This is a genomic window from Dendrosporobacter quercicolus (assembly GCF_900104455.1).
GTDB lineage: Bacteria > Bacillota > Negativicutes > DSM-1736 > Dendrosporobacteraceae > Dendrosporobacter > Dendrosporobacter quercicolus.
The window spans coordinates 1-26,064 of the sequence record NZ_FNHB01000015.1 but is presented as its reverse complement, the minus strand read 5'-3'; the positions used below and the strand labels follow the sequence as shown (position 1 = coordinate 26,064).

The 26,064-nt window shown below is 47.4% G+C and carries 25 protein-coding genes; 24 read left to right on the top strand and 1 reads right to left on the bottom strand.

Going from position 1 to position 26,064, the window contains the following annotated elements; translation table 11 throughout:
- The 5 genes from BLR06_RS17825 (at position 1) to BLR06_RS19640 (ending at position 4,919) form a co-directional block, all read left to right on the top strand.
- Positions 1 to 3,516 carry an HlyD family secretion protein gene (locus BLR06_RS17825; RefSeq protein WP_092074945.1) on the top strand — a complete coding sequence of 1,172 codons (3,516 nt, stop codon included), beginning with the start codon at positions 1 to 3 and terminating at the stop codon, positions 3,514 to 3,516.
- A gap of 51 nt (positions 3,517 to 3,567) precedes the next feature.
- The gene (locus BLR06_RS17820) at positions 3,568 to 4,056 is read left to right on the top strand and encodes a hypothetical protein (protein ID WP_092074944.1); all 489 of its coding nucleotides are present in this window, start codon (positions 3,568 to 3,570) and stop codon (positions 4,054 to 4,056) included.
- Positions 4,057 to 4,141: 85 nt separating this feature from the next.
- Complete coding sequence (locus BLR06_RS17815; RefSeq protein ID WP_092074943.1) at positions 4,142 to 4,486, top strand: hypothetical protein; 345 nt, start codon at positions 4,142 to 4,144, stop codon at positions 4,484 to 4,486.
- A 71-nt stretch (positions 4,487 to 4,557) separates the two neighbouring features.
- Positions 4,558 to 4,755 carry a hypothetical protein gene (locus BLR06_RS17810; protein ID WP_092074942.1) on the top strand — a complete coding sequence of 66 codons (198 nt, stop codon included), beginning with the start codon at positions 4,558 to 4,560 and terminating at the stop codon, positions 4,753 to 4,755.
- Between the two features lie 5 nt (positions 4,756 to 4,760).
- Positions 4,761 to 4,919 (top strand): hypothetical protein, encoded by a 159-nt coding sequence (locus tag BLR06_RS19640; RefSeq protein WP_173813004.1) that lies wholly within the window; start codon positions 4,761 to 4,763, stop codon positions 4,917 to 4,919.
- Positions 4,920 to 4,931: 12 nt separating this feature from the next.
- Here BLR06_RS19640 and BLR06_RS17805 read toward each other — a convergent pair whose 3' ends face one another.
- Entirely contained in the window at positions 4,932 to 5,423 is a 492-nt protein-coding gene (locus tag BLR06_RS17805; RefSeq protein WP_092074941.1) for a hypothetical protein, read from the bottom strand.
- 76 nt (positions 5,424 to 5,499) lie between these two features.
- On the opposite strand from BLR06_RS17805, the gene BLR06_RS17800 reads away from it, so the two are divergent.
- The 19 genes from BLR06_RS17800 to BLR06_RS17710 all read left to right on the top strand — a co-directional run bounded on the left by BLR06_RS17800 (position 5,500) and on the right by BLR06_RS17710 (position 25,713).
- Positions 5,500 to 6,417: a hypothetical protein gene (locus tag BLR06_RS17800; RefSeq protein ID WP_092074940.1), complete on the top strand. Its 918-nt coding sequence runs from the start codon at positions 5,500 to 5,502 to the stop codon at positions 6,415 to 6,417.
- Positions 6,418 to 6,431: 14 nt separating this feature from the next.
- Entirely contained in the window at positions 6,432 to 7,883 is a 1,452-nt protein-coding gene (locus tag BLR06_RS17795; RefSeq protein ID WP_092074939.1) for a hypothetical protein, read from the top strand.
- 1 nt (position 7,884) lies between these two features.
- A complete protein-coding gene (locus tag BLR06_RS17790) occupies positions 7,885 to 8,958 on the top strand; it encodes a hypothetical protein (protein WP_092074938.1) in 1,074 nt (357 codons plus the stop codon).
- A 36-nt stretch (positions 8,959 to 8,994) separates the two neighbouring features.
- A complete protein-coding gene (locus tag BLR06_RS17785) occupies positions 8,995 to 9,876 on the top strand; it encodes a hypothetical protein (protein ID WP_092074937.1) in 882 nt (293 codons plus the stop codon).
- A 4-nt stretch (positions 9,877 to 9,880) separates the two neighbouring features.
- A complete protein-coding gene (locus BLR06_RS17780) occupies positions 9,881 to 11,101 on the top strand; it encodes a hypothetical protein (RefSeq protein WP_092074936.1) in 1,221 nt (406 codons plus the stop codon).
- Positions 11,101 to 11,997 (top strand): phage BR0599 family protein, encoded by an 897-nt coding sequence (locus BLR06_RS17775; RefSeq protein ID WP_092074935.1) that lies wholly within the window; start codon positions 11,101 to 11,103, stop codon positions 11,995 to 11,997. Before BLR06_RS17780 ends, BLR06_RS17775 begins: the two co-directional genes overlap by 1 nt.
- Positions 11,998 to 12,017: 20 nt before the next feature.
- Positions 12,018 to 15,188 carry a phage tail protein gene (locus BLR06_RS17770; RefSeq protein WP_092074934.1) on the top strand — a complete coding sequence of 1,057 codons (3,171 nt, stop codon included), beginning with the start codon at positions 12,018 to 12,020 and terminating at the stop codon, positions 15,186 to 15,188.
- An 11-nt stretch (positions 15,189 to 15,199) separates the two neighbouring features.
- On the top strand, positions 15,200 to 16,132 hold the full coding sequence (locus BLR06_RS17765) for a hypothetical protein (RefSeq protein ID WP_092074933.1): 933 nt from the start codon (positions 15,200 to 15,202) through the stop codon (positions 16,130 to 16,132).
- Positions 16,133 to 16,148: 16 nt separating this feature from the next.
- Positions 16,149 to 17,012, top strand: a complete 864-nt coding sequence (locus BLR06_RS17760) for a hypothetical protein (RefSeq protein WP_092074932.1) — start codon at positions 16,149 to 16,151, stop codon at positions 17,010 to 17,012.
- 15 nt (positions 17,013 to 17,027) lie between these two features.
- Positions 17,028 to 19,181, top strand: a complete 2,154-nt coding sequence (locus tag BLR06_RS17755; RefSeq protein ID WP_092074931.1) for a hypothetical protein — start codon at positions 17,028 to 17,030, stop codon at positions 19,179 to 19,181.
- Positions 19,182 to 19,252: 71 nt separating this feature from the next.
- Entirely contained in the window at positions 19,253 to 19,567 is a 315-nt protein-coding gene (locus BLR06_RS17750; RefSeq protein WP_092074930.1) for a hypothetical protein, read from the top strand.
- Positions 19,568 to 19,577: 10 nt separating this feature from the next.
- Positions 19,578 to 19,910 (top strand): hypothetical protein, encoded by a 333-nt coding sequence (locus tag BLR06_RS17745; protein WP_092074929.1) that lies wholly within the window; start codon positions 19,578 to 19,580, stop codon positions 19,908 to 19,910.
- Positions 19,855 to 20,442 (top strand): peptidoglycan recognition protein family protein, encoded by a 588-nt coding sequence (locus BLR06_RS17740; protein WP_092074928.1) that lies wholly within the window; start codon positions 19,855 to 19,857, stop codon positions 20,440 to 20,442. Before BLR06_RS17745 ends, BLR06_RS17740 begins: the two co-directional genes overlap by 56 nt.
- A complete protein-coding gene (locus tag BLR06_RS17735; protein ID WP_092074927.1) occupies positions 20,442 to 20,633 on the top strand; it encodes a hypothetical protein in 192 nt (63 codons plus the stop codon). Before BLR06_RS17740 ends, BLR06_RS17735 begins: the two co-directional genes overlap by 1 nt.
- Positions 20,634 to 20,635: 2 nt before the next feature.
- A complete protein-coding gene (locus BLR06_RS17730) occupies positions 20,636 to 21,271 on the top strand; it encodes a hypothetical protein (RefSeq protein WP_092074926.1) in 636 nt (211 codons plus the stop codon).
- A 184-nt stretch (positions 21,272 to 21,455) separates the two neighbouring features.
- Positions 21,456 to 22,304: a DNA adenine methylase gene (locus BLR06_RS17725; RefSeq protein ID WP_092074925.1), complete on the top strand. Its 849-nt coding sequence runs from the start codon at positions 21,456 to 21,458 to the stop codon at positions 22,302 to 22,304.
- A 20-nt stretch (positions 22,305 to 22,324) separates the two neighbouring features.
- Positions 22,325 to 24,007: an AlwI family type II restriction endonuclease gene (locus BLR06_RS17720; RefSeq protein WP_092074924.1), complete on the top strand. Its 1,683-nt coding sequence runs from the start codon at positions 22,325 to 22,327 to the stop codon at positions 24,005 to 24,007.
- 117 nt (positions 24,008 to 24,124) lie between these two features.
- Positions 24,125 to 24,334 (top strand): hypothetical protein, encoded by a 210-nt coding sequence (locus BLR06_RS17715; RefSeq protein WP_092074923.1) that lies wholly within the window; start codon positions 24,125 to 24,127, stop codon positions 24,332 to 24,334.
- 368 nt (positions 24,335 to 24,702) lie between these two features.
- Complete coding sequence (locus BLR06_RS17710; protein ID WP_092074995.1) at positions 24,703 to 25,713, top strand: Bug family tripartite tricarboxylate transporter substrate binding protein; 1,011 nt, start codon at positions 24,703 to 24,705, stop codon at positions 25,711 to 25,713.
- Positions 25,714 to 26,064: the final 351 nt, after the last annotated feature.

The window sequence follows — 26,064 nt, the reverse complement described above, 5'->3', positions numbered from 1 at the left end:
ATGGCTAAAATCAAACTCACTATCTCGGCCGAAAGTGCCCAAGCCATCAAAGCATTGCAGGACGTTGCCAAGGCTGCAGGGCAGACCGGTAAAGATGTTAAATCGGCCGGATCAGGTGCAAACTTTAGCGAAGCAACAAAATCAGCCGGCAGTTTTCTGGGTACTCTCGGCAAAATCAGCGTCGTCGGAGCTGCGATCTTATATATCTTTAATCAGGTAAAAGACGCTGCAACAGCTCTTTTGGGACCTGGTTTTGAGTTTAATAAAAGCATGGAACAAAACAAACTCGGCCTAGCCGGCATCCTGCAGTCCATGACGTTTATAGGCGGCAAGGCGGTGGACTTTTACACGGCGCTGTCTGTCAGTTCCGACATGATGAAAAAACTGCAGCGGGACGCATTGCGCACTGCTGCCTCAACTGAGGATTTGGTTGAGGTTTTCCGGGCCATACTAGCACCGGGCTTAAACGCCAACATGCTGATGGATCAAATACGGCAGATTGCCGTGGTTGGTACAAATGCCGTTAAGTCGCTCGGCGTTCCGCGGCAGCAGATCGTGCAGGAGCTCAGGGACCTAGTGCAGGGCGGGATAACGGCGGCCGGCTCAACGCTGGCGACAGCATTAGGTATTACTGATGCTGACATCAAAAAGGCTAAGAATTCAGCCGGCGGTTTATATAAGTATTTAATGGATCGCATGGCAGGATTTGCGGAAACCGCAAACAAATTTCCTGATACGATGGCCGGCAAAATTGACCAGCTCAATGAAATGTGGACCATGGCCAGCGCAAAATTTGCCGAGGAGTTCGAAGAACCGATCAAGGAAGGACTGCAGTTCTTATCAGACCTTATTGGCACAATTAATGAGGAAACTGGAGAGCTTGAAATCAACCCGGCAATATTAGCGTTTATGGATGATGTTCAGGACGGATTTAAGGAAGTCAAGGAACTATCTAGTGACATAAAAAATCTTTTTGGTAATTCCTTCGATCCTATGGCCAGCTCCGCCAAGAACCTGTACAGCGCGATTAAAGATGTGGGTTCCATCCTGACGGATTTAACGCGCATATTGACAAAGGTCAGCGTGCCGGGATTCGAGTTGTTTGGCAAAGTGCTGGACAACGAGATTAAAAAGCTGCAATGGTTTACCGATAAGGCAAAGACACTCTTTGACTATCTTGCGCAAATAACCGGGACTAAGCAGCCGGAGCCCGAAAAAGGCTGGGCCGATTTCCGTCGATTGGAAGATACGAATAACTTACCGCCAATTACTCCCGCTGGAAATGTAACCAATAAGAATGCTGATCAAAACAAGCTCATTGAGAATTCTCAGCAGGCGTTAAAAATAGCACTTGCTGCTATTGAGGCCGATGCCAAGAAAGCGGTCACTGCCATTAAACAGGAGCAGGATCAACTGAAAGTTGCATATGAACAGGCTTTAATTTCCGCTGAAGAATATATGCGCCGCAAAACCGAGATGGAAATGAAAGAACAGCAAATTGCTGTTGATCAGGCCCAAAGAAAGCTTGAGGCCACGCAAGGTGCGTTATTTGATAAAGACGAAGACCAAAATACTGCAGTTTCTAAAGCCGATAATGAGCTGGATATTGAAATTGAAAAGCTTAAAACCTTCGGTGTCAGCCTGGACGATGTCAATAAGGCTATTAACGCAATGTCCGCTGCCGGTCAGACCTGGCGCAAAGAGCTTGAGAACGTCAATATTGACGGCCTGCAGGATAATGCTAAGACGGCAATAGATGCTCTGGGAGCCTATTTTTATAAGCTTACAGGGCAGCAGATGGTGGTTTCATCTGGGCTGCGTGACTGGGGCGGCCATGTGAACGGTACTAAATTTGATGTGGTTGATGCTGGCGCATCTGAGCTGCTTGAGAAAAATATTAATGGTATCCGGGATAAAATTATTGCTTATGCGGAATCCATTGGCCTGCAGGTACTGGATGAGTACGATAACCCGTCCGAACATGCCACCGGCGGACATCTGGACATCAATGCCAAGGACTTTACCGCAACGATGGCAGCGCAGGTTAAAGCAAAGATTGGTACAGTGCTGACTAAGAGCGGCCTGGAATACTTAAATGCCATTCTTACGCTTATGGGTGAGGCTGATGAGATATCCAAGTCACTTGCCGAAGCGAAAGGCGACGTGTCAACCCGGCAAAAGGCTGAGCTTACAGCGAAATATAACGACCTGATTAAAAAGTTTGAAGTCAATGGGATGGCTGACGCTGTTAAGGATATCCAGGATTTGCAAAAGATGCAATTCGCGCAGATTGACTTTTCCCAAGCCCAGAAAGACCTGGAAATCGCTAATGAGGAAATGACCACTGCCCAGATTGACCTGTTAAATAGCCTGGCTACCGGTGCTATGTCCGCAACTGAGGTCAGTGATGAGTACGTCAGGCAATATAACGCTAAAACGAGGGTTATCCTTGCCGATCTCCGCTTGCAATTAGATTCTGCTGTTAAGTTGGGCGACCGTGATCTGGCGAATAAGATTCGCGCCGCCATTCGCGGAATTACCGATAAAATAAGCGAGTTTTTTGACGCTGTGATTGCTCGTATTGACGCTGAACTGCAAAATGAGATCGCCATGATTGACGCTGATCGCAGTCTGACAAGCATGCAGAAGTCGGATGCTATTGATGCGGCAAATAGGCGGGCTGCGGCAGATAAAGCGGTGGAGTATGAAACTAAGGCACAGAAAATACGTGATTCAGGAGGCAACATTGGTGATGCTATAGATTATGAGAATGCAGCTACCCTCAATCGTAAATTAGCCGAAATTCCAACTCTCCTTGAAAAAATTCACGAATCAAGTAAACGAGCCTTTGAGGACGGATTACTTACTTTCCTGACTGACGGTATAAATCAATGCGCTTCTCTGGGCGACGCCATTCTTGATTTAGCCAATACTGTCTTAAGTGCAATCCAGCGCGTATATGCTGAAGCTTTAACGAAAAACATTATGTCGCTAATGGGACTAGGTCCTAACCGCGTGTTTACTCTTCCTACGCAAAATGTAACTGCAAGCACGCAGAATTTTGCCGAAGGCGGTTCCATAGACAGCGGTATTGTTGAGGGACCGGGCACAAGTGTCAGCGACAGTATTTTGGCCTGGGTAGACAATGTCGGGAGGTTTATCCGCATATCAAACGGCGAATTTGTGATGCGCGGCACTGCTGTTACAAAATATGGCAGAGATTTATTAGAGCGGCTCAATAGCGGTCAAGTACCGACGGGAATGCTTAAAGCTTATGCTGGCGGTGGATCGCTGACTAATCGGAGCTTTGCTGGTACTGATGCTCCAGGGCCACAAAGCGTTGCGGCGAATTTGACTGCCGGTGATACTACCGTCAATCTCAGGAATGTTAATGTATTTGACCGAGACGAAATTATTGGCGGGTATATGCGGGGGCGGTCGGGTGAGAGGGTGTTAATGAACTTTGTAAAAAATAATGCGGCAACAGTTAACCATATGCTAAAAATGCGGGGTTAGTTGACGAAAACCGGCAAATAATGGTATATTAACTCAAAAAGGGTGATGAATTTGAAGAAAATCGCGCTCGTTTTGAGTTTGGTTATGTTGTTGGGGATAAGTATTGTTTATGCAGAGATCAGGGAAGGCAGAGATCAGTTTACTGATGGAAAATGGCGAACGAGTGGCAATTTCCTTGACAATCAACAATGGATTGGTTTACGGAAGATAAGCGATGGGGAAGTAACAAAATATGAAATTTTGTTTTCGGAAAAAGAACTTAAGTACGTGAAGTTTTCTGAGAAAAGCGGAGAAATAAAAATTGATGATAAACCTGTTAGTCAACTCCAAGTTGGAGCAGTATCATCAAGACCTGCATTAAGTAGCGGGTTATCACATCTCAGCCTCACTATCACAGTAAGTTCGGAACAAATTAAATCAATCGAAACCGCTCAGCGTGTAGCGCTTAAATTCAGAAAAACAGATGGCACATCAACTGTTTTAGTCCTTCCCGATGCGGTTCTCGCCGAATGGAAAGAAGTAATCAATACGGAGAAATAAGCGTCTAAAAACTTGCGTTTGGGGAGAGAGTGGTGATATACTATTTCACATCTCTAATCTCAACGAACAAAAGGAGGGCGTATTCATGATTGTTGTTGGCGGAGAAACTTTCGTAAATTGTTGTAACCATACCATTAACACCAGACAGCCTGTCTTGCGGAATTATACAACAGGGGAGACCATTGGGATAAGGAAAATTGATTTGGGGCCATGTGAACCGGAGAACCATCTACGTGTAAGAAACGGTGTCCCTGACAGTTATGACCACATTCCTGGTCGTAGATTGATAGTATCGTCAAAATATCAAAAAGCTGTAAACCGGGAATATGGGAATACCTTTAGATTGGTTCGGGTACATAATTATTCTCCAGAAAAAGGGTATGCTGATAGATTCAAACCCATCACTCCTATTCATAAGATAAAAAATTAAAGCTATAACGTGACGAGAGCCGCCTGACCGGGCGGCTTTTCTTACGCCAAAAAATAAGGGAGGACAACCTTATGACATTTAATGACGTTGCAAAATTACCCGAAACGTTGGCTGCCCTGGAGCTGCGGATTGCGGCGCTGGAAAAAGAAAATGCCGGCCACAAGCGGCAACTTGAGGAACGGCAAGAGCAAATAAGACTTGAGATAAAGAGTTTTTTTAAAGGAATGACCTTTAGCGAATTGGATGCACTATTTAAAGGGGAGGGGTGAAGAGCTTGGAAACCTTGGATGTATTAAATAGAATCTTACTTTTCACAATTAATATAGCGGCGCTAGTTGTGTTAATCCGCTGGTTTATTGCTGGGAATAAGGCTGCCGCCAATGGTATTCAAATCACCCTTAAAGGAGTTCAGATCACTGTTAAAAAGGAATAGCCTGACATAGCGTTATGGCTGTAAAAGTTGCGCAAATATAGTATGCAATATATTTAAAATCGAGACGACAATAGTGCGAGTATCTTCATTAACTATATGTGGATATAACGCTATAAACAGGCTAGCAAGACCAATCTGATTGTTAAGTGACAAACCAGAATTTGATTTGCTTCTATCTGAGCCCTCGACCTGCAAATTGACATTAATTATTAATGTTTCAATATTTATGTCTGTTTTTTGTTGTGCGGATGCTACTAATTCAGGCCATTCTGGTTGTTGAGCAATTGTGGCAATTTGAAACTGCAGTTCTCCCCAGAGCCTTTCAGAGAAATTTGATTCATTTTTCTTTGGCTTTAGTAATGATTTAGTGACATTAGGAAGTAAGAATGAAAGTTCAGGATACATCTGAGGTTGTTTTACTAAATTGTTTGAACGTAAGAATTTTTCCAGCTTATCCTGCGTTTCACCCAAGTCGTTTTTTAATTCTTCGTCGCCTTTACTCATAATCGTCACCTCCCTTCGAGGTGAAAATTCGACAATAACCAATAATTCCCTGTACAAAATCACCGGAGGTGAACATATGGCCACATACATCGGCACTGCTAACAGCGTCCCCGACCTGCTGCGCGGTGTCATTTATTTTTTAACCGATTCCACCAATTTTGGCGCGGGCAACGAATGGAAACTGGTCGAGCCGGCAACAGTCGATGACATCAGTACGGAATGCATCCTCAAAGGCATCGGCGACGGCCAGGACGATATTTACCTTGGCTTTCAGCTGGCATCGAGGGGTGTTGATCAGATTGACATTGTCCTAAACGGCTATGCCGGCTACGATGCCGGCCTTACCTGGCGCGAGCAGCCCGGCGGTATCAGTCACGCCACATTGCCGACTATCCCTTTGGTTAGAGACACATTCATGACCTACTGGGTGAGCGCCACAACCAAACGAATCATTATCGTGGTCGAACTCAGCACCCAGTATGAATCCGCCTATATTGGCCTAATGAATCCAGTCGCGATCGAGCGGCAATATCCCTATCCGCTGGTAATCGGGGGATCAGCCTATGAGGGGATTGCCTGGACCAGCACAACCTGGGAGCATAGTTATTTCGCCAATCCCGGTGGCAGTGCATCGGCAACCTCACTGCGTATCCGGCGTCCGGACGGCGACTGGCGGGTGGGGCTGAACTATAACGGCAACAATCTCGCCCCACTGTCTCCCCTGTGCGTCTGGCCGACCAACGTCGCGCCGGTCCGGGCCGTCACCATCTACGACCCTGTCCTTACTCTAGAGAACGTGATTATGTACCCATTCCTCTTGTACGAATCGCTACCGGTCGGAACCATTGGCCAGCTTGACGGCATTTACTGGGTAGGCAACCGGGAGGATCTGGCCACTAAAGACAGCATTTCCTATGGCGGCAAGATTTACAAAATCTTTAACAACGTTCAGCGCCGGGACAATGACCAGTATTTCGCCGTTGAATGGGTATAGGAGGCGATTAACCTATGCCATACACAAAAGGCCGGGCCGCAAGCTATGAAGACCTGATTAACCAAATTGTCGCCTTTGTCACCGATGAGGGCATCCACGGTGAAGATGCCTGGGAGCTCATGCGCAGCGAACCCTGGCCGAGAGGGACCATCTTTAAAGCAAGGGGGCTTGAGCAGCAGGATAGCATCTATATTGGCCTGATGGCGCTCAATATTGAAGATGGAACCTATAAAAACTGGTATATTAAGCCGGAGAATATCGCGCGGTACTTTGTTTGGTCCCCGCTTGGCATTAACCGGCCGGGCCTATCCTTTGGGGCAATGGGAGCCGGCGTTGTAGTTCAGCAGGGAACGCAGGATATTCTATACGCTTTTGCGGATGTTAACATCTTTGCCGCCAACTTTAAGGCTTTGGTTTTTGGCGTTTTTAAACAATATAGTGATGGCCTGGACTGGGACGAGCAGCCTGGCGGACTGAACATTGACGTAACTCAAACCGGGCTAAAAAACGGCATTGGAACCCGCAGAGTCCTTGGGACTTCAGCCAGCCCAACGCCATTTACCTTCCGGCTGCCGCTCTATCCCGGCACCGGTTATCCCGGCATCGGAATGAACGAAGCCGAAATTGAAAGAACAACCATGGAATTCTGGTTAAAAAAAGACGCCGGCAACCTTACCGTCATTACCCGCAACATGGGCGAAACCGCCGAATACTGGGATGTGGCGCAGGTTGGCATGCTCATACCCTATCAGGCAAAAATGCAGTATCCTTTTCCGGCGGTGGTCGCCGGCAGCAGCTGCGGCGCTAGGTCGGTCGGGCGCATGGATTATACCTTCAGCACAAAAGGAACACCCCTAGTTGATCTACAAATCGATTATGGCCGGCACCACTGGATGCTTACCCGGGGTGTACCGACCTTTCCGACCATGGCCGAGGATGTAAAAAACAGCTTTTCGCAAATTGTTCTCTGTCTGCCGGATGGAACCTGGCAATACTTTGCCAACCAGGTGCAGGGGATGTATCCTTATCTCCGGCAAAATACGGAAGTACCGGTATTTCTGGTTGACCGTCCCGAAAAAAGCGAAAACACCCGTCATTACCTGCTGCCAACCTATTGCGACGACTTGCGCGGCACCCGGCATATCTACCACCAGGGAAAATGGCTTTCCGATGAGCTGACCTATCAGCTGGAATCGTTAAAACTGGTGCAGGATGACGGGCCGCGAAAAAACATGCTGGGCTATCTGCCGACACTGTCCTGGTCCAGCATACCGGTCAGTGTGTATGGCGAACAGACGCTGAACGGCAAGCGCCACCTTATCCTGCCCAACGGCTGGGAGGACCGGCGCTGGTTTTACCGCACCGGACTGTTTGGCGAATACTTGCCGGATGAGCTGCAGGCCCTGGAAGATGAAATTACCGGTAAGACCCAACAAATGAACTGTGTCATCAGATTGGAGGATTAACATGGCCTATACGAAAATGACCACAACCGGCCCGACGGACTTACTGTTAAAACTGCGGGAATATGCCGAGGGCTGCGGCTGGACGGTACTGGTCGAAATTGATGATTTAGCGCTGGACAACTCCGGTGACATCGACGGCAAGCGCCTGGTGCTGCAAAGCCCGTCCCTGACCACCTTTGCCAGCCTGCGCAGCGTTGATGGCGGCAGGATTTTCCCCAGTGGCGGCAGCGGTACCGGCCTCGGCCTGACCTGCGCCGCCGGCTTCACCGAGCATCCGGCCAGTGGACTTTGGTATGACCAGCCCGGCGTTACCAAAGCCGTCAGCCAGGAAACCATCGGCGTCGGCATCCCGGTGCAAAACGGTGTCGAGCAAACCGTTTACTTTAACCATGTCAGCCAGGGCGCGGAAATGATCTTTATCTCACTGGAAGTAATACCCGGCGTATTTCAGCACATGGCGTTCGGAGAAGCCGAAAAAATTGGCTCCTGGACCGGCGGTACTCTCTACAGCGCCAGCCGGAACAGCAGCAATATGTTTACCGGGTTTTCCCAGGCCGCCTTAGAGACCGGCAGCAATCACTTATTTGGCCTGAGCCTGCAGGCCAGCACGTTCCTGCGCTGCGACATCGACGCCGCGCCGCTGCGCCTGCCCGAAGTACTTTGGGCAAGCGGCGGACAAAACGCTGGCGGGGCGTCTAACGGCTGGACCGGCAAAATGCTGGCGCTGCCGACCATGAACTTAAACTGCCTGACGGAGGGCTGGCTGCCAAAAGTGCCGCATTACGGCTATCTGCAATCGCAAAATGCCACCGATACCGGCCGCAACGTCAACACCTTAAACTGCATCAGCGTCAATTTGCCGCTGGCCATTTACGTGCAGCGGGATCCGGACGCGTTGATGAACTTCAGCCAGTGCGGTTATGTGCCGGGGATATATTTCATCTCCACCCGCAACATAGCCCCGGCACAAGTATATAAAGTAAACTATCCAACCTCGGATACCCAATACCAAGCTTTTCCTCAAACCCGCCGCGGCGGTATTATGGGCTATGACGGGATTGCTATACTGCAGTAACTATTGCAGTAATGGCAGGGAAAGGAGGGCGCGCCGGTGGCCGGCATTGTAAGAAACGGACAAATGTATTACCCGTTCATCGGGTTTACCATAGACAACCGCAGCCTGGCCGGACGGGGGCGGCCGCTTTACCCGATCAGACTGAGGATGTTAAATGCGGTCCCTTTCGCTTTTTGGGGCGGCGTGTTAACCTGGGCGGTCATGGAAACGCTGGGCATTGCCTGGGGCGATAATGAAATTATCCGCTACGCAGAGCTGCAGCCGGGCTGGATTTATGAATGGGACTTAACGACCAAGCTGTTTACCGTTACCACCGCCGAGGAAGAAAAAACCCAATACCAGGCCGAAACGTTATCAGATCTCGGCATATCCTGGACGATCCTGGAAAGCAACCAGTTTTACATCTATCCGCAGGGCAGAAAAGCCAATGAAGCATTTTTGGTCGGGACCCGCCTCGATGCGATGCGCAACGGGGCTGTCCAGCAGTATGACAATATGGACATCGATTTCCTGCGCGGCGTTCAGCACGCCGTTTTTGATTTTCTGAGCATTTACGATGACCGCAATTTCCAGACCGGAGCGGCAGACATGTCCCAGGGCCAGGCGCATGAAAACTATCCTGAGGACATCTTGCTTGCGCGAACCAACGGCATCAATTTTGGCAACTACTATCCAGTGCATCTTTACCCGGGGAGCTCGTCCTTTAACGGCAAGCGCAGCGAAATCATGCACGCCGGATATACAAGGGCCATGACCTTTCTGATGATCCGGCTGTTTGCCTCCCGGCTATTATCGCCTTTAAATTCAAAAATTGTGTACGAACCATGGATGCTGTGGGAGATTTTTAGGTGGCTATTTATGCGGCCGAATGCCGGCAGGCGCGACCGAATATTCGACCTGTCGCCGTGGTGGGGGTGATGATATGGCCAATGAAAAGATAACCGAAACCCTGGAATTTCTAACTCAGATCCATACCAGCTGGAACAACACCGAGCAGCGCCTGGCGCTCCGGACATATCCGCGCCGGTTTTTGTCCTATGATTATATCGGCACGAATTCCAGTCAAAGCCAATATCTCCGGGCACTTTTATACGCCCGTCAAACCGAACAAATCGAAATTCCTTTATGGCATGCCGGCTGCCCTTTGCCGGAATCCACCTATCTGGGCCAGACGCAAGTCAATTTAAAGCCGGCGTATCTCTGGCCGTACCGGGGCTGCCGGGGCGCTATTTTATGGTTTAACGATCAGATCGGCGGCGACCGCTATGTGCTGCAACAACTGCTGGGCGACGGGACGCTCAAATTGAATGAGCAAATTGAAAGTGTTTACTTGCGGGCGAGGACAACCGTCTACCCGGTGGCCTATGCCGTACTCCAACAGGAGGATCAATACAGCCTGTACAGCTCGGAGGCCATGAGCATGCAGTTTAACCTGGAACTCATGACCAATGAATCGACCATGCCGATACCCGAAGCGCTGGATGAATTCCATGAAGAGGCTTGGCAGACGAAAAATCCCTGGCAGGATGCGCTGCCGGACCAATATTTGGGCGTGGAGCTTTTTCGAATTGGCCCGTCCTGGACCGGCGATATTGCGGCCAGCTTTGCGCGCAACGCCAATAAGCTGGATAACCAGTCCGGCGTGTCCCAATATGACCTGAAGGGACCCTATACGTCAGAAACCAAGGAAATCGAATACCTCGGCTTTAGCCGCTCGGAGGTCTATAATCTGCAGCGGTTTTTTTGCCGCTGCAAAGGACGTCTGAAAAGCTTTTATGCCCCCACCTGGCTGTCTGATATGGTGCTGGCCGAAGATGCGACAGCCGGGCAGGGCTATCTGCTCGTCGAGTGGAGCATGTTCTGGAAATATTACGCGGGACTGACGCGCCGCCGGACCATTGTTCTGTTCATGAAAAACCAGACAACCCTTATTTTGACCATCGCCGGGTTTACTACAAGTGACGACGGCGAGCTGGGTAAAGTTGTGCTGGACAATAATCTGAAGCGCATGGTCAGGAAAGCCGATGTTGCCATGATTTCGTTTTTGTGCCGGTACCGGCATGACAGTGACAGTATGACTACAAATTATGACGCCGTGGATCTTGCGTCCACAACTTTTTCGCTTGCGGAGGTGAATGCCTAATGGCCAACAGTAATATATCCCTTTATGAGAACTCACTGCAGGACGGTCAGCCGATGGAGTGCTACCGGTTCCAGCATAAAGACACAACCTATCTGTATACCTCCAACCGGTTTGATGTGCAGCTGACAATCCAAAGCGGCGGCACTATCCGCACCGAAAAATATGCCGCCGACTATATCAAAAGGAATAATATTGAATCGCAAGGCCAGGGAGATCCTGTCAGCTTAATGGTTACTGTCAGTAAAGACAATGCTGTTGCCAAGCTGTTCCAGGGCGCGCCGCCGGATAAACCGGTAACGCTTGTTATTTACCGGCTGCACGACCAGAATCACAGCGCTTTTGACAAGATATTCGTCGGTGAGGTTATACAAAGCAATTTTAAGGATTCGGAATGCGAACTGACCGTAAAAGTGGAAAACTGGCTGACAAAAAAACTGCCGAACATGATGCGGCAGTTTTTTTGTAATAACACCATCTATGATACGAAATGCCGGCTGAACAAAGCGGACTGGGGTGTGTCCATCTATATTGACAAGGTTGAAGGACTGACAATAACCGCCAGCCAGATTAGCGCTTATCCCGAAAACTATTTTGCCGGCGGACTGATCTACTACGGCGACAATGTGCGCATGATCGACAGCAGTAAAGAGGATAAGGTGGTACTGCGCTATCCCTTTCCAACAACGCCGATGAATAACGTGATGATTTACCCGGGCTGCGATCAGCTGTTTCGCACCTGTGCGCTCCGCTATCAAAACACGCTGAACTTCTCCGGCTGTCCCTACATTGCGCCGGCAACCGATACCAATACCAAAATTGGTAAGGGTGTGTACTGGGTGGACGATACCGTCGTGCAGCGCGATACTGACGGGTTTGTCGGCACAATTTCCACTTGACACGTGAGAGGTGAAAAAAAATGGCCATGAATCCTTATGTCGGCTGGGGCGTAACCACTTTCCTATCCTGGCTGATCAATAAAAGCAACAAAAGCAGTAGCTCGTCCGAGTCCGAGCCGGACAGCCTGAATGCGTCGCCGGCGGCGGTGGGGACGCCGGTACCGGTCATTCTTGGTCGGACAATTTTAAAAAGCCCGCTGATCATTTATTACGGCGGCTTTAGCTCCAAATCCTACACCGAAACCTATTCGGCGCATGCCAGCTTTAGCGCCTGGCCGCTGGTACTGTCCTTAATTGCCAACTTTATTGCCGCTCCAGCTACCGGGCATCAGGCCAGTCCCGCCACCGTTGCGCCCGGGGCCTCAGTGACGACATCCGGCGGCAGCGGGCGCGTAACCGGTACAACCACGGCCAACGGGGCCACCTATAAAGACGATCTGACCGGACCGCTCCTAAATGCCTTATTTACGTGGCTTTTGTCCTGGTTAATCAACGGCCGGAACTTAAAAACCACTATCCAAAAAGGCTTTAAATATTACCTTGGCTATCAACTGCTGGCTTGTGTATCAGGCGAGGGAATGCGGTTACGCGGCATCTATCTGAACGAGCAGCAGGTTTGGGCGGGCGATGTATTTCGTGAGGATCATCTGGATGAGCCATTTACCATCAGTGTCGATGATGATGAGCTGTTCGGCGGTCCGGACGAAAGCGGCGGTTTTATTGGCGACATCCGCCTGTATCTCGGCGGAGCCGATCAGCCGGCCGATCCGTGGATGATTGAGCAGATGAGCGCAGAATCAGTGCAGGAGGAATTACGCGGCTTAACCCCGGCGTACCGGCCGTTTGTCAGCCTGGTGGTGCCGCCCGCTTACATTGGCAAGCAGGCCAGCATTCCGGACACCTGGCTGGATTTGCAATGGATACCCAACAGGCTGGGGCTGGGCGCGATCGGCGACGACGCCAACCCCATGGAGGCCATCTACGAGATGCATGTCAACGCTGAGTGGGGCCTGAACCGCAGCCCGGAGCTGCTGGACACCGAGAGCATGATTGCCATTGGCCAGCGCTTAAAAAGCGAAGGCATTGGCCTGACGGTGCCAATTACGGCCAAGACCGAAGTCCGGCAAATCATTGACGATATCTGCGAGCACCTGGATATGGTGCGCTACACCGACCCGGAGACCGGTAAGCTGACTTTTAAGCTCATCCGGGATGATTATGATTCCAGCAGTCTGCCGACGTTTGACGAAACCATGTGCAGCTCGGTGGAATTTACCCGGACGGTCTGGTCCAATACCAACGGTTCCATTTGCGTGTCCTACACTGACAGTGCCGCATTATATGAGACCAGCACTGTAACCGTCAACGATCCGGCCAATATCCAGATCAACGAGGGCCATAACAATGTCCAGGATTTGACGTTCAGCTATTTTACCACGGCTGGCAATGCCCGGTGGGCGGCGCAGCGAGAGCTGAAACAGCAAGGATTTCCCTTAGCGGCCGCCACACTTATCTGCAACCGTAAGGCCGCCTTTGTCCGCAACGGCGATGTAATCAAACTGAACTGGCCGCCTTATGGAATCAAGGATCTGATCCTGCGGGTGACGCATGTGGATCTGGGCGACTTTATCAGCGGCGAAGTGAAAATCACCACTATTGAGGACGTATTCGGCATGGGCAAATCCAAGTTTAGCCCGAATGACTCCACCGAGTGGCAGCCGCCGCAGAATTACCCGACCGGGGTGCAGCTCTTTAAATATTTTGAAGCTCCTTGGGAATTCATGCAGGTCGATGACAGCTATGTGTTTGCTTTGGCGGCGCAGCCGGACTTAAAGACCCAGAAATGGACCGTACACCGGTACCGCGATTACACTTGGCAGACCACCAACAGCAGGACCAAATGGACGCCAGTCGGGCAGCTGGCCGGCGATTATCTGGAAACCAGCGACATGGAAGACGTTACCGGCTTTGAAGTGATTGACCTGGGCGGCATTGAAGACCTGGCCGCGCGCAGTTTAGCTACCGGCACACCCGGATTTACCGCAGCGCGTAACGGCGCGCGGCTGCTGATGATTGGCAATGAAATCATGGGTTGGGGCAATTTGACGCAGCTGGCCAACGGCCGCTGGCGGGTGCAGAACATTATCCGGGCCACCTATGATACGGTACCAGCCAGTCACGCCGCCGGTGCGCCGGTATTTTTTGTGGATGCCGGCTTTTATACCAATGTGACGACCGGGGGCGCGGTCATCCCAGCGGGTTATGTTACCAGCGAATCCTACAACATTACCACGGCAACGGCGGAGGCGGAGGAGGCGTTTGACCAGACCAAAGTGACGGCCCTGACAACAGTCCGCCGGCCGGAGCGGCCGACGCCGCCGGGCCGAATCCGGCTGACTACACATAGTAAAGCGCAGCAGGCGCATATTGACCAGGCGGCCGGCAATCTCACCTTGTCCTGGGCGCTCAGGAACAAGCGGCAATCCTATGGCTGCACATCCCAAAATGATGTGAGCGATTTCTTTTCGGGATTGGCGATTAACCCACCGGAGGGCCTGCAAACGGTTATCCGGGTGTATGTCGGCAGTCAAAAAATTCGCGAAGTAGTTTTGGCTGTCAGTATTACGGAAACGAGCATTGACGAAAACGGCGAGGAAACAACTACAACCAGGCTGATTGCCGAGTGGGATTATCCCTGGGCAACGCGCTGCCTGGACAAGCTGGCCTTTGATGTGGAGACCAGAATTGAAATTACGGCCAGGTTGAACAGCCTGGAATCGTATCAGCTGCATCAGCGCACGTTTAGCTGGAAACCGCCCTATGTTTTGGATGCGGTCGAAACCGAAGAGGCTGCCCTCAATGTCATCGGGGCAGCCTGGCGGGATGGCAGTGTGATTGTGGTCATGCCGAACGAAGCGGATAACAAGCAAATTCCGGTAGAGGACGCGCCGCTGGTTATCTTAGGGACAATTTACACCGAGGAGCAGCCGGGCGCAGTGCTGTGCCGCAGCGGCTGGGTGGTGCCGAATGGCAAAGTATTGGCGGTCACCGGCGCGGACAGCTATGAGGTCATAGACCTTGCGAATGGCTTTGTACTGTTGTCTTATTATGTGCCGGAAGGTCAGGGCGGCCTTAGCGCCTGGCAATATAACGGGACGAGTTTTGACCGCATTACGGTACCGCAGCAATAAGGGGGGATGATATGGCTACGCAAACGCCTAAATTGGGGCTGGACAAACTGGAACCGACGGATCGGGTAGGGCGGGATCAGTTTAATAAAAACATGGATATCCTGGACGATAAGGTGGGCGCTTTAGGTGACGTTTTGGGCGATCTTGAAGGGATTACAGAGCGCCAGGATACGCTGGAGGAAGGTCAGGCGTCTTTGGCCGGCCGGGTATCGGCGGCTGAGTTAAATGTGGCCAAAAAGGAGAATAAGGCCGACAAGGGCCAGCCGGACGGTTACGCCAGCCTTGATTCTGACGGGAAGGTGCCGATCACGCAGCTGCCGGCCAATATCAAGGAAATGCGTGTTGTTCCCGATATTGCAGCGCGTGATGCCCTGGAGCCGTATGACGGGCTGCGGGTGCGGGTGCTGGATGCTACCGGGGATCCGACCGTCGCAGAAGGCTGGGCTGAGTATGTATGGGATGAGGCAGCAACAGCCTGGATTAAGCTGGCGGAAAAAGAAAGCCTGGATATTGTGCTCGACTGGGACAATATCCAGGATATTCCCCAGGTGCTTACCGATTTAAGCGATTTAGACGGCAAGCTTTTGTATAAAGGAAGTGCTATTTATACCGATGTCCGGGCAATCAGCTTTATCGGCGGTGAATCGGAAATTGTTTATCCCTGGGCCGGTTCAGTGCAGCAGATTAAGATCAACTGCGCCGAAGTCCGGTCTGAGGATCTGGAGTTTGCCGTGGAGGTGCAGGCCAAGGACGATTATGTGGCGCAGGCGGCCAACTGGCGGCTTGTCGGCGGCGCGCAGCTCATACTGCCGGAAGGCGAGGTTTACAAAGAATTTGCAGTAACGGCGCTCAATATCGAAATTGCAGCCGGGGATGTGATCCGAGCCTCGACCGTGGGAGACGATACCGGCGTGACGTTTACGGTGATTATACAAAACGATTAATACGGAGGAATTTACAATGGCTATTCCGACAGGTTATATATTTCAGAGTGGTACTTGCCTGAAAAGTGAAATATACCAGCTTATCATTGATAGGCTGGTGGCTGCTGGATGGACTGATGTTTCGGGTAACCCGGCAACGGACTTTGTGGTGTTGAAATCCACGGGAAATACGGAAGATAAGGAATTGATTTTGAATATTAGGCCGACAAACGCCAGCAATGCTAATTCAGTAGTGACTACAGATTACTGCGCCATGTCTTACCGGCTGCAAGATACTTATACGCCGGGTGAGGCTGGGGTAGCTGGAACTTTTGGCAGGTCATCACTTGCTTGGACAGCTCTATATGTAGCTCCCGTTGCATCTTTGACTACTGCTTTAGGAGCAGATACCGAGGTGAATTATCACGTTTATGCTGACGCTAGTAAAATTATACTTGTATTAGAGTACCCAGCCCCTACCGGTCTTGGACCCCAAGTTATTTATATGGGACTACCTGATAGTTTACTGGTAAGTGATTCCGCCAACAGAGGGATGCTGGTAGGGGCCTCGGCATATGGAATTGCAACTTCATCGGTGCAAATATGTAATACTTCGGATGGTGTGGCTAGCGTAACTGCTCCGTATAATTTAACCACTTATTCCTTATTGCCTCCGGGAGACCCAAATGCAAGAAATAAGCGAATGATATCTTCTGTTTATTATGGCAGTGCGGCTGAGAGCTATAGGGGAAAACTGGACGGAATAAAATGCATGCTATATACTTCCGTGAATACAGGGGACACCGTAACCATTGGAGCAGAGACATACCGTGTATTGGTTACTCATTCGATAAGTTATACCTCTTTCCCAAGCAGGGCTTTATTAATACGAACAGCATAATGGAGGTTTATGTCCATGGCTGAGATAACTAGAATATACAGGAACTGGGATGCAACAGGTAGCGCAGGTTACTCAACAGCAGCAACAAGTTATGGGGCATTCACGAACTTACCTCTGTTCGAAGAAAGCATGAAAACAATAAGAGCTGCAGGTTTTAAATTTCCTACAAGTTCTAATGTGTCATCAGCCAACTTAATAATCTATTCTTCTCCTGACCTGAGAATACACTATGTTTCTCCTCCTATATCGGTTGTAACTGACCCCGGGGGATTTAAACTTATCGAAATTGATAATTTAGCTGTTCGAATTCCATATCATTTTGGAATAGGACTGAGAGCTTTAGCTGGTACAACTTTAACTGCATTTAATTCTGGGTTTGATTTTTCAGGAGTAGAGTTGACACAAGTATATAATGGTTTTAACGGAGTAGGAAGTGTTTTGATTCCCTTTGGGGGGAGGTCCACTACCCTAAGTTGGGGTTCTTATGTTGATGTAAATGAGTACGAGATCATCAATTTTACTGGGGTTGAATTGGATTTAGTTGATTCAGCTCAGCGTAGTTCAGCTAGTCGAGGCTGTGAAATAGAAAGTACACAATCCAGTCCTGTGATTAGAACTCCCCTCGGGGGCACTTTTTTATCTGACATGGAGCCAGGTGAGCGATTAAACCGAAAATGGGCTGGGATGGATTTATCTCAAGTAGAACTTGGTGAGCTTTATTCCATCTTCCCTGGTAGCTTAACTAATGATATTGAACTAGGAATTTTGAGTAGAAACCATTTGGGCATTTTAATAGCTGAGCCAATAACTGCCGGTCTTTCTTCTAATTGCCCGGGATACTTTATTGACGACCCTGTAATTACCTCTAACGCCGAATATCGTTTCAAGCTGCTGGTTACTCCCACGCATCAGTACAGGAGCCAGATTGTTACCGTTGAAGCCACAAACTCGCAGGGATTTCCGCTGATGGGACGCTATCAATTGGAAATTGCTCAGACAGTCATAATCCCTTATGAGCCTACTGACATTGACTTGCGCAGCGTTTCGTTTACTGTGATGCCTTCCCAGCTTGAGACAGGTAATAACCCGTGCCGACTTAACTATCTATACCCTGACGGCTCGCGAGAGTATCTGGATTTTGAAATCTTCAAGGAAGAAACGAGGAGAACAACAGTAGAAAGGCTTTTTAGAAGCTATGATGGAGGCTATGACGGGGATAGATTTAACCCTGCTTATGTGTACGCTCCTGCCAAGTATCCGTGTTTTATGGTTCCCGACGGTAAAATTGATACAGTCATAAAAACTACTAACTATACCAGTATACCCTTGGCGCGCTACACGGGCTTACAGGCAGTAAATATTGAAGCTGAAAATGCTAAAATTTTAGTTAGCTTTAACAAAGGCCTAACCTGGAGAGCTCTTATTAACAGTACATGGGAAACTGTAGCTATTGACAATATCGGTGAATATGGAATGGATGCAGCTACAGTCAATTCAATTGTTTTTGCGCGATGGCAAGAAATATTTACTCCAACATCCCTGGATTTTGCTATATATTTAGACAAAAACTACTTGCCTCCCCTGGTTGCTACTGTTTATAAACTTGGAACTCTGACTATTTCTGGGGATACAATTTCCGGAAACGCCGGAACCCAGTATTACTGTCAAGCTATGTATACTAGCTGTGGTAAAGACTCAGGGAAATGGTATTTTGAGAGTACAACAAAAATGTTTTATGCTCCTCAGCCGGGAGTTTTTACTTTGAATGCTTCTCTATACAATCTTCCAGGATACTATGGTTGGTGGGCTGGTCAAAGTAGGTTAATACTCAACGGATCTTTTATAGGTGGTGCTCCAACCGGAACGATCACGCCTACCACGGTAGGTATTTCGTTAAACTTTGATGACAAAATTATGACATTAGTCAGTTATTCTACTGGGGTGCGCGTTTCAGGAGCAATATCGCCAGGGCAGACTTTACATCCCGGAGCTGGATTAACAAGTAATAATACTAATCAGTATACTACTTTTAACCTAAGAGGTGGAGTTAACGCTGACTTTGAAGGAAGGCTGCCTTTGGGATATCTGCCGTGGATAACACCATATCTTAAGTCCATCAACGTCCAAATCACCCCGCGTCTAAAAACAGGCTACGCATTTATCATGTGAGGTGACCAATAATGCCGAGAGAGCCGTGCCGCTGATCGGGCGGCTATTATTTATATGTCGGGGGTGAGAGATTGGATGAAAAAGTAGAACGCGAGATACTGGATAGATTAACACGGATCGAGGCGCGCCAGGATCTGCAGCTGTCCCAGTGCCAGCCTTGCAGGTCAAAGGTTGACGCCCATGAAATTGCCATTGCAAAACTGGAAGCATCGTCAAAATCTATGCACCATCGGCTTGACAATATGCAGTTGGCCAGTAAAGACCTCAAAGAAGAGTTGACCGAAGCGATCAAAGAACAAATCGCGGGTATCTATAGAACAGCCGCTTTACTCGGTGCAGTAAGCGGTTTTTTTGTGGGCATTATCATGTGGCTGATTAAAAATTAGGAGGGAGCTTATGTTCTGGCGAAATATCAGGCAGGTTTTCAGTAACCTGCCTTTAGTTCTGTCTGAAAGTTATGATCCCAAGGATATTTCCCTGAACCGGGTTATCATCGCCATGCTGGCCATAACTGTTATTGTTATTGTGTATAGGATGCTGTTGTATCCGGAGACGGCCGTAAACCTTACTGCAATGCTGGACAAGGTACTCACGGCGCTCGGGCTGCAGCTCGGATCAAATACAATTAAGCGTGGCCTGGATACATGGCGGCAAGTAAAAGGAGGAAATGAGAATGCGCAAAGTAACATTAATGGAGCTTCGGGAACTGGCTTTACAGAGCAAAAATAACCTTTGGGATAAAGCCCGGGCGCTGGACAGGGATGTAAAACTGTACCTGCATTGGACGGCTGGCCATTACGGCCAGTTTTTTGATTCATACCATATAAATATTGACGCAGATGGCAGCGTTTATGTCAGCGCAAATGATCTGGCCGCAGCTAAATCCCATACTTACCGGCGCAATTCCGGAGCAATTGGGATTTCTTTGGCCTGCGCCTATAACGCCACTACCAATAATTTTGGCCTGGAGCCGCCAACGCCCGCGCAGATCGAAGCCGCAGCGCAGGTTGTAGCTGTGTTGGCAGCAGCGCTTGATCTCACGATTGATCTGCAACGTGTCATGACGCATGCTGAGGCGGCCGACAACAAGGACGGCCTGAATCCTGGATATGGAGCCAATGGGTACCCGGATGGCCGGCATGGGCCGGAGCATAGTTGCGAGCGTTGGGATTTATGGTTTTTCCCTGGGGTGGCGCCGGGTGAAGGTGGCAATGTTATTCGGGGCAAGGCAAATTGGTATAGGAATCAGGGGGTGTCGTAATGATTGTTTTGCAAAAAGTTGATCGGTCCGGTATATATGCATTGCCCGCCGGTATTATGGCAAAAGACCTTACTGCAGTATTGCTAAATGGCGAGCCAACCGGCTATATCTCAGTCAAGGGCGGCACTGAAATTGATGTGCCGTTAGCGCGGACTGAATCGACTGTGACCGCTATTTTAAGGGAGGGGTAAGTATGTTAGATCAGGCAAAACGTTTTATAGCGAATCACTGGAAATACATCGTAGGGCTGGCCGTTGTGCTGGCCCTTTTGCTTTGGGGTATCAGTTACAATCAGGCGCAAGAATCACGGCTGCAGCAGGCGGTCACACTCACCCAAGAGCAGGCGGCAAACGTCAATGCATTGCAGAACGAGCTGAAGCTATCCAAGCAAAATGCCGAAATGCTAGCCTCTGCTGTCCAGCAGGCGCAGGCTGGGAAAGTACAGCCTATCTATAATTTTACCGTGGAAGCTCCTACCGTACAGCAGGCTGCGGTTGGTGTAGCTGACCGCATAAATGCCAAAGACCCTACTTTGCCGCCGGCTGCGCTGGAAAAGTCAGACCGGACGCTTACCGCGCCGCAGGAGGTTCAGCAGCCTGGCGGGGCAACGGAATGGCAAGTTGGCGTGTACAAGGTAAACAACTATCGTAATTGGGAATGGTCCGTTGGTTATGGCCGGCACAGCGGAGATAGTTATATACCAGTGGGCCTGCAACGTAATTTTAGCAAGGATCGGGCGATAGAGGTTGAATATCATGCTGGTGGCAATGAAAGTGGCTGGGAAACAAAGTATACCATTATGACGAATAAGCTATTTTTTCTGTTCTGATTATCGCCGCTCTGCCTTCGGGCGGGGCGGCATTTTTGTAGCTAACGGAAGCAAAATTGCAGGAGTTTTTGTTTTTAAAATGAATATTATAACATATTAAAAATTGTCTATCAAGCAAATAAACACTGTATATAGTATTGGTGTGTTTGATTTGCGCTATATATAGTATTGTAGGAGTGATATAATGAATCCAGTATTAAAATATCGAGGTGGTAAATCAAGAGAAATTCCACGTTTTTTGCAATATATTCCTGATGATTTTGATCGATATATTGAGCCTTTTTTGGGAGGCGGTGCAGTGTATTTTCATATTGAGCCGGACAGGGCAATTCTTAATGATATAAATACGAGGCTGATGACTTTTTACTTTCAGCTTAGGAATCAATATCCTCAAATGCGTGAGCAACTAAATGAATTACAGAGACAATACGAAGATAATCAATCTGCATATAAAAAACTAAAATCAGAGCATCCGAATGAAAGAATTCCAAATGCAAACGAAGAGTTGTATTATATGATGAGAAATTTATTTAACAATCCAGATGAAACATATTTAGATGGTGTTCTCTATTTTTTTATAAATAAAACTGCGTATTCTGGAATGATACGTTACAATGGCAATGGTGATTACAATGTGCCTTTTGGTCGTTATCCTAATCTAAATACAAGATTAATTACACAAGAACATAGTTTACTATTACAAAGCGCTGAACTTTACAATGTAGACTATAATGAAATATTTGCAATTGCGGAGGAGGACGATTTTATTTTCCTGGATCCTCCATATGATTGCGTTTTTAATGATTACGGGAATATTGACATGATGAATGGTTTTGATGAAGTTCAGCACAGGAGGTTGGCTGAAGATTTTCGCAACCTTCCGTGTCGTGCTCTTATGGTTATCGGCAAGACACCATTAACACAGGAATTGTATGGTGAGTATATTTTTGATGAGTATTATAAAAATTACGCCGTAAATATTAGGAACAGATTTAATAATGACAAAATGCATATAATTGTCAAGAACTATTAAGCAGAAACGAGGGAAGTTATTTGGCACGGCTGGAAAATCGAGCATTATTTTTTACTACATCACCAAGAAGCCCTGAAAAAATGTTGCCGGAAATTCAGTTGTTATGTGAGGTATTTGATGGTCAAGTTTGGAATGGATCAACGCAAGTGGCATTTATAGAAAAATTAGCTGAATCTGACTTTTTTGAAGGTAGTGGTTCACCAAAAGATAAAGCCTTTAGTGCAAGAGACAGAATTAATCGTGCTCCAAAGGCGTTGGGATTTGTAGACCTAAATCCTAAACTTAAGTTGACGCCTTCTGGACATTCTTTTGTGTATGGGAAAAGACCAAAAGAAGTATTTTTAAGGCAATTACTAAAATTTCAGCTTCCATCTCCTTTTCATAATGAAAGCAAGAATATTGCAGGAGCTTTTTGGATACGTCCGTATCTTGAAATTATGCGTTTGATTTGTGATTTGGAAAGTCTTACATTTGATGAGTTTAAAATATTTGCACTTCAACTGACTGATTATCGGAATTTTGACATTGTGAAAAATTCTATACTCTCTTTTCGCAGAGAAAAAGAAAGTAGAAGAGGTGATTACAAATCGTTAGTTAATGAGGTTTGGACGAAGGCAGTTGAAGAAATTTACGTTGAAGCAATAGCTAGTGGGAAGGCAAGAACACGTCAATCAAGGGACGTGAGCATCAGGAAGTTTATTAAGACTAAAAAAGGTAATATGCGTGATTATGCAGATGCGTGTTTTCGTTATTTAAGGTTTACAGGACTATTCTCATTCACAGGACGTTCAATAGTTGTTTCGCCCGATAAAACGGCAGAGGTAGAATATCTGTTAAAGACTGTAGAACGGAAGCCTGTGTTTGTTGAAGATCAGAAAGCATATAAGGAACATCTTTTCAATCCTTTTGTTCCAACACTTTATGCTGATATTAGAGAAAACCTTATGGACACTCTCATGCGGCTTCATTCATATACTAGAAGAGAACTGTCGGGCATGGCTGTTGAAGAACTAAAAGATCTACGAGATGGAATTATCCAAAAAAGAAAAAATGCACTTATTCGCCATCAAGAAATACAATTAAAGTCATATGCTCTATATCAAGAGGTCGTAGATACATTTAATGAAATTATTTCTGATGAACTCTACGATGCTCCGTTATTTCTCGAATGGAATACATGGAGGGCGATGACTATGATGGATGGCGGAAATATTAAAGGCAACTTTAAAGTTGATGATTTAGGTCAGCCTATGTCTACTGCCAAAGGGAATATGCCGGATATTGAGTGCGATTATGAAAATTTTGTTTTAGCGGTTGAAGTAACGCTTCAGTCTGGGCAGCGGCAATTTATTGCTGAGGGCGATTCTGTTACACGTCACTGTGGACAGCTTTTTAAGAAAACAGGAAAAGATACATACTGTCTTTTTATTGCACCCGCAATAAATCAAGCCACATTGGCACATTTTTATACCACTAATAAAACGAATGTAACATATTATGGCGGAAAAACAAGGATAATACCACTTGATTTAGATCAATTTATGCGCCTTATTGAGAATTCATATACATATTCTCATCATCCTACTCCCAAAGATATAGAATCTTTTCTGATAGCAGCATTGGCACAGATAGAAGATGCAATTGATGAAAATGACTGGAAAAATAAAATTCAAATTTGTGTAGATAATTGGCTGGCTGCATAAGGTATAGGTCGTAGTAAGTAAATGGATAATACTAGAATTAAAATTAAAATAATCATAAAAGCAACGCTATTTTTTTATTAATCATGAGAGTAAAGTGACTAAACTAGGAGAGTAGATATGCCAAATCAGCCCAATTTAGAGAGAAAGAGAATAGCACTTCGTTTTGACAGTGAGAAAGATTACAATCGATTAGTTGCAGTAGTTGATGCATTAAACAGAAAAAATTCCGGCACTAAGAATACTGCGCAAAGTGTTATGTTAAAAGCTGTAATGGATAAGGTAAAGGAGTGCGAAAGAGAGTTAGGGATAATACCTCCGTCATTATAATGATAGAGGTATTATCCCTAATCTTCTTGGAATTAATTATTTAATTCTGCGTTTTCTACGAAGGTGTAGTAAGCTTAATATATCCAGTAATGTCCAAGATGTGCGCAGTCGATAAATTGGATATTAGACATAAGACAAGCCGCCTCACTTAAAGCCGGCGGCTGTGGCATGAGATATAGCTGCCGGATTAGTGGCAAGCAGGTATATTTGTTTGATGAAGAGGGGAAATGGTTTATTGAGTGAATTGTTCCGGTTGGCATTCTTACTGACCGGTTTTATTTTTTCTCCTGACAAAATATGACAATGTTTTTTATGTAATCGGGTATAAAATCGAATTAAAACGAATTAAGGGAGGAAATGCTGTGAAAATGAGAAAATCAATTGCGCTATCCTTGATGCTGTTATGTTCGATGGGGCTGGTTGCTGGCTGCGGAACGAAAGAGGCGCCGGCAACTGTTGCTGAAAAGTATCCGGATAAGCCAATTACGTTGATTGTGCCGTTTGCTCCTGGCGGTGCTAGTGATATGGTTGCGAGAGCGCTAGGAAAAGTAGCTTATAAACATATGGGACAGAATGTCATCGTAAAGAATGTGCTTGGCGCCGGGGGGATTTTAGGCTGGAATGAATTAGTAGAATCGAAGGACGATGGCTATACCTTGGGGGTGGTGGACAACAGTGCATTATTGCCGACATTGTACGAGACATCCGGGTATTACTATCCTTCGGCCTTGGATCCATTAGTACAAGTTATAGAACTGCCGGATATTGCCGTTGTTCGCTCCGATTCCCCTTGGAACAGTCTAAGTGAGCTGGTGGATTATGCTAAGCAGCATCCCCATACAGTTAAATTCGGGCATAGCGGGTTAGGCACCGGAAATCATCTTGTTGGCGAAATGATCGCGCAAGATGCCGGAATTGCGTTGGATCAAGTACCGTTTAAAGGCACCTCGGAATCATTGGCTGCTCTATTAGGCGGACATATCCAGTTAATGTTTGCTATTGCCCCAAGAATGCAGGAACATGTAAAAAGCGGGACAGTGAAAGTCATTGGCGTTGCCGCAACAAAGCGAATTAATGATCCTCTTTACAGCAACGTTCCTACTTTTCAGGAACAAGGGATTGACGTAGTATTTACTTATTGGATGGGCATTGGTGCCCACAAAGGAATGCCGAAAGAAATAAAAGCCAAACTGTTAGTTGAACTTGAAAAAACCGTGAATGATCCTGAGTACATAGAAAACATGAAAAAGCTGGGCATGGAAGTTAATTATTTAGGACATGAAGAATTTTTTCAAAAGTGGTTGAAAGAATCAAGAAGACTTACGAAAGTAGTCAAGGACTCCGGTATTGCTGAAAAAATCGCAGAGCAAAAAAAATAAGGCAATTCATTGATGAGCGGGAGGCAGTCTTGCCGATTGCGCCGGAAACGGAAGCGGTAGAATAAGAAAGCAGCTCCACATGCGGATTGTGGAGCTGCTTTCTTATTTGGGAAATGACGATTTCCCAAAATGATTTTGTCCCTTATTTTGCCCCTTGGCGTGAAATATAAGGGACAAAAAGCAACTAGAACTGGATAGAATCACAAGATAATAATTTTTCATATAGGTTAATGAGTATTGATTTTACTGGGTTCGTAGGACTTATAGTTAAAATAATTACATGTAAACTAGGCAATACCTTTTGACTACGAATCAAAAGGTCGCAGGTTCGAATCCTGCCGGGGTCGCCAT

Excerpts from the sequence above, each read along its gene's own strand:
- BLR06_RS17805 (WP_092074941.1), bottom strand. The coding sequence starts at position 5,423 with ATGAGTAAAGGCGACGAAGAATTAAAAAACGACTTGGGTGAAACGCAG.
- BLR06_RS17730 (WP_092074926.1), top strand. The coding sequence starts at position 20,636 with ATGTTAGATCAGGCAAAACGTTTTATAGCGAATCACTGGAAATACATC.
- BLR06_RS17815 (WP_092074943.1), top strand. The coding sequence starts at position 4,142 with ATGATTGTTGTTGGCGGAGAAACTTTCGTAAATTGTTGTAACCATACC.
- BLR06_RS17800 (WP_092074940.1), top strand. The coding sequence starts at position 5,500 with ATGGCCACATACATCGGCACTGCTAACAGCGTCCCCGACCTGCTGCGC.
- BLR06_RS17770 (WP_092074934.1), top strand. The coding sequence starts at position 12,018 with ATGGCCATGAATCCTTATGTCGGCTGGGGCGTAACCACTTTCCTATCC.
- BLR06_RS17795 (WP_092074939.1), top strand. The coding sequence starts at position 6,432 with ATGCCATACACAAAAGGCCGGGCCGCAAGCTATGAAGACCTGATTAAC.
- BLR06_RS17735 (WP_092074927.1), top strand. The coding sequence starts at position 20,442 with ATGATTGTTTTGCAAAAAGTTGATCGGTCCGGTATATATGCATTGCCC.
- BLR06_RS17810 (WP_092074942.1), top strand. The coding sequence starts at position 4,558 with ATGACATTTAATGACGTTGCAAAATTACCCGAAACGTTGGCTGCCCTG.
- BLR06_RS17725 (WP_092074925.1), top strand. The coding sequence starts at position 21,456 with ATGAATCCAGTATTAAAATATCGAGGTGGTAAATCAAGAGAAATTCCA.
- BLR06_RS17745 (WP_092074929.1), top strand. The coding sequence starts at position 19,578 with ATGTTCTGGCGAAATATCAGGCAGGTTTTCAGTAACCTGCCTTTAGTT.
- BLR06_RS17790 (WP_092074938.1), top strand. The coding sequence starts at position 7,885 with ATGGCCTATACGAAAATGACCACAACCGGCCCGACGGACTTACTGTTA.
- BLR06_RS17780 (WP_092074936.1), top strand. The coding sequence starts at position 9,881 with ATGGCCAATGAAAAGATAACCGAAACCCTGGAATTTCTAACTCAGATC.
- BLR06_RS17715 (WP_092074923.1), top strand. The coding sequence starts at position 24,125 with ATGCCAAATCAGCCCAATTTAGAGAGAAAGAGAATAGCACTTCGTTTT.
- BLR06_RS17740 (WP_092074928.1), top strand. The coding sequence starts at position 19,855 with ATGCGCAAAGTAACATTAATGGAGCTTCGGGAACTGGCTTTACAGAGC.
- BLR06_RS17710 (WP_092074995.1), top strand. The coding sequence starts at position 24,703 with ATGAGAAAATCAATTGCGCTATCCTTGATGCTGTTATGTTCGATGGGG.
- BLR06_RS17760 (WP_092074932.1), top strand. The coding sequence starts at position 16,149 with ATGGCTATTCCGACAGGTTATATATTTCAGAGTGGTACTTGCCTGAAA.
- BLR06_RS17825 (WP_092074945.1), top strand. The coding sequence starts at position 1 with ATGGCTAAAATCAAACTCACTATCTCGGCCGAAAGTGCCCAAGCCATC.
- BLR06_RS17775 (WP_092074935.1), top strand. The coding sequence starts at position 11,101 with ATGGCCAACAGTAATATATCCCTTTATGAGAACTCACTGCAGGACGGT.
- BLR06_RS17755 (WP_092074931.1), top strand. The coding sequence starts at position 17,028 with ATGGCTGAGATAACTAGAATATACAGGAACTGGGATGCAACAGGTAGC.
- BLR06_RS17765 (WP_092074933.1), top strand. The coding sequence starts at position 15,200 with ATGGCTACGCAAACGCCTAAATTGGGGCTGGACAAACTGGAACCGACG.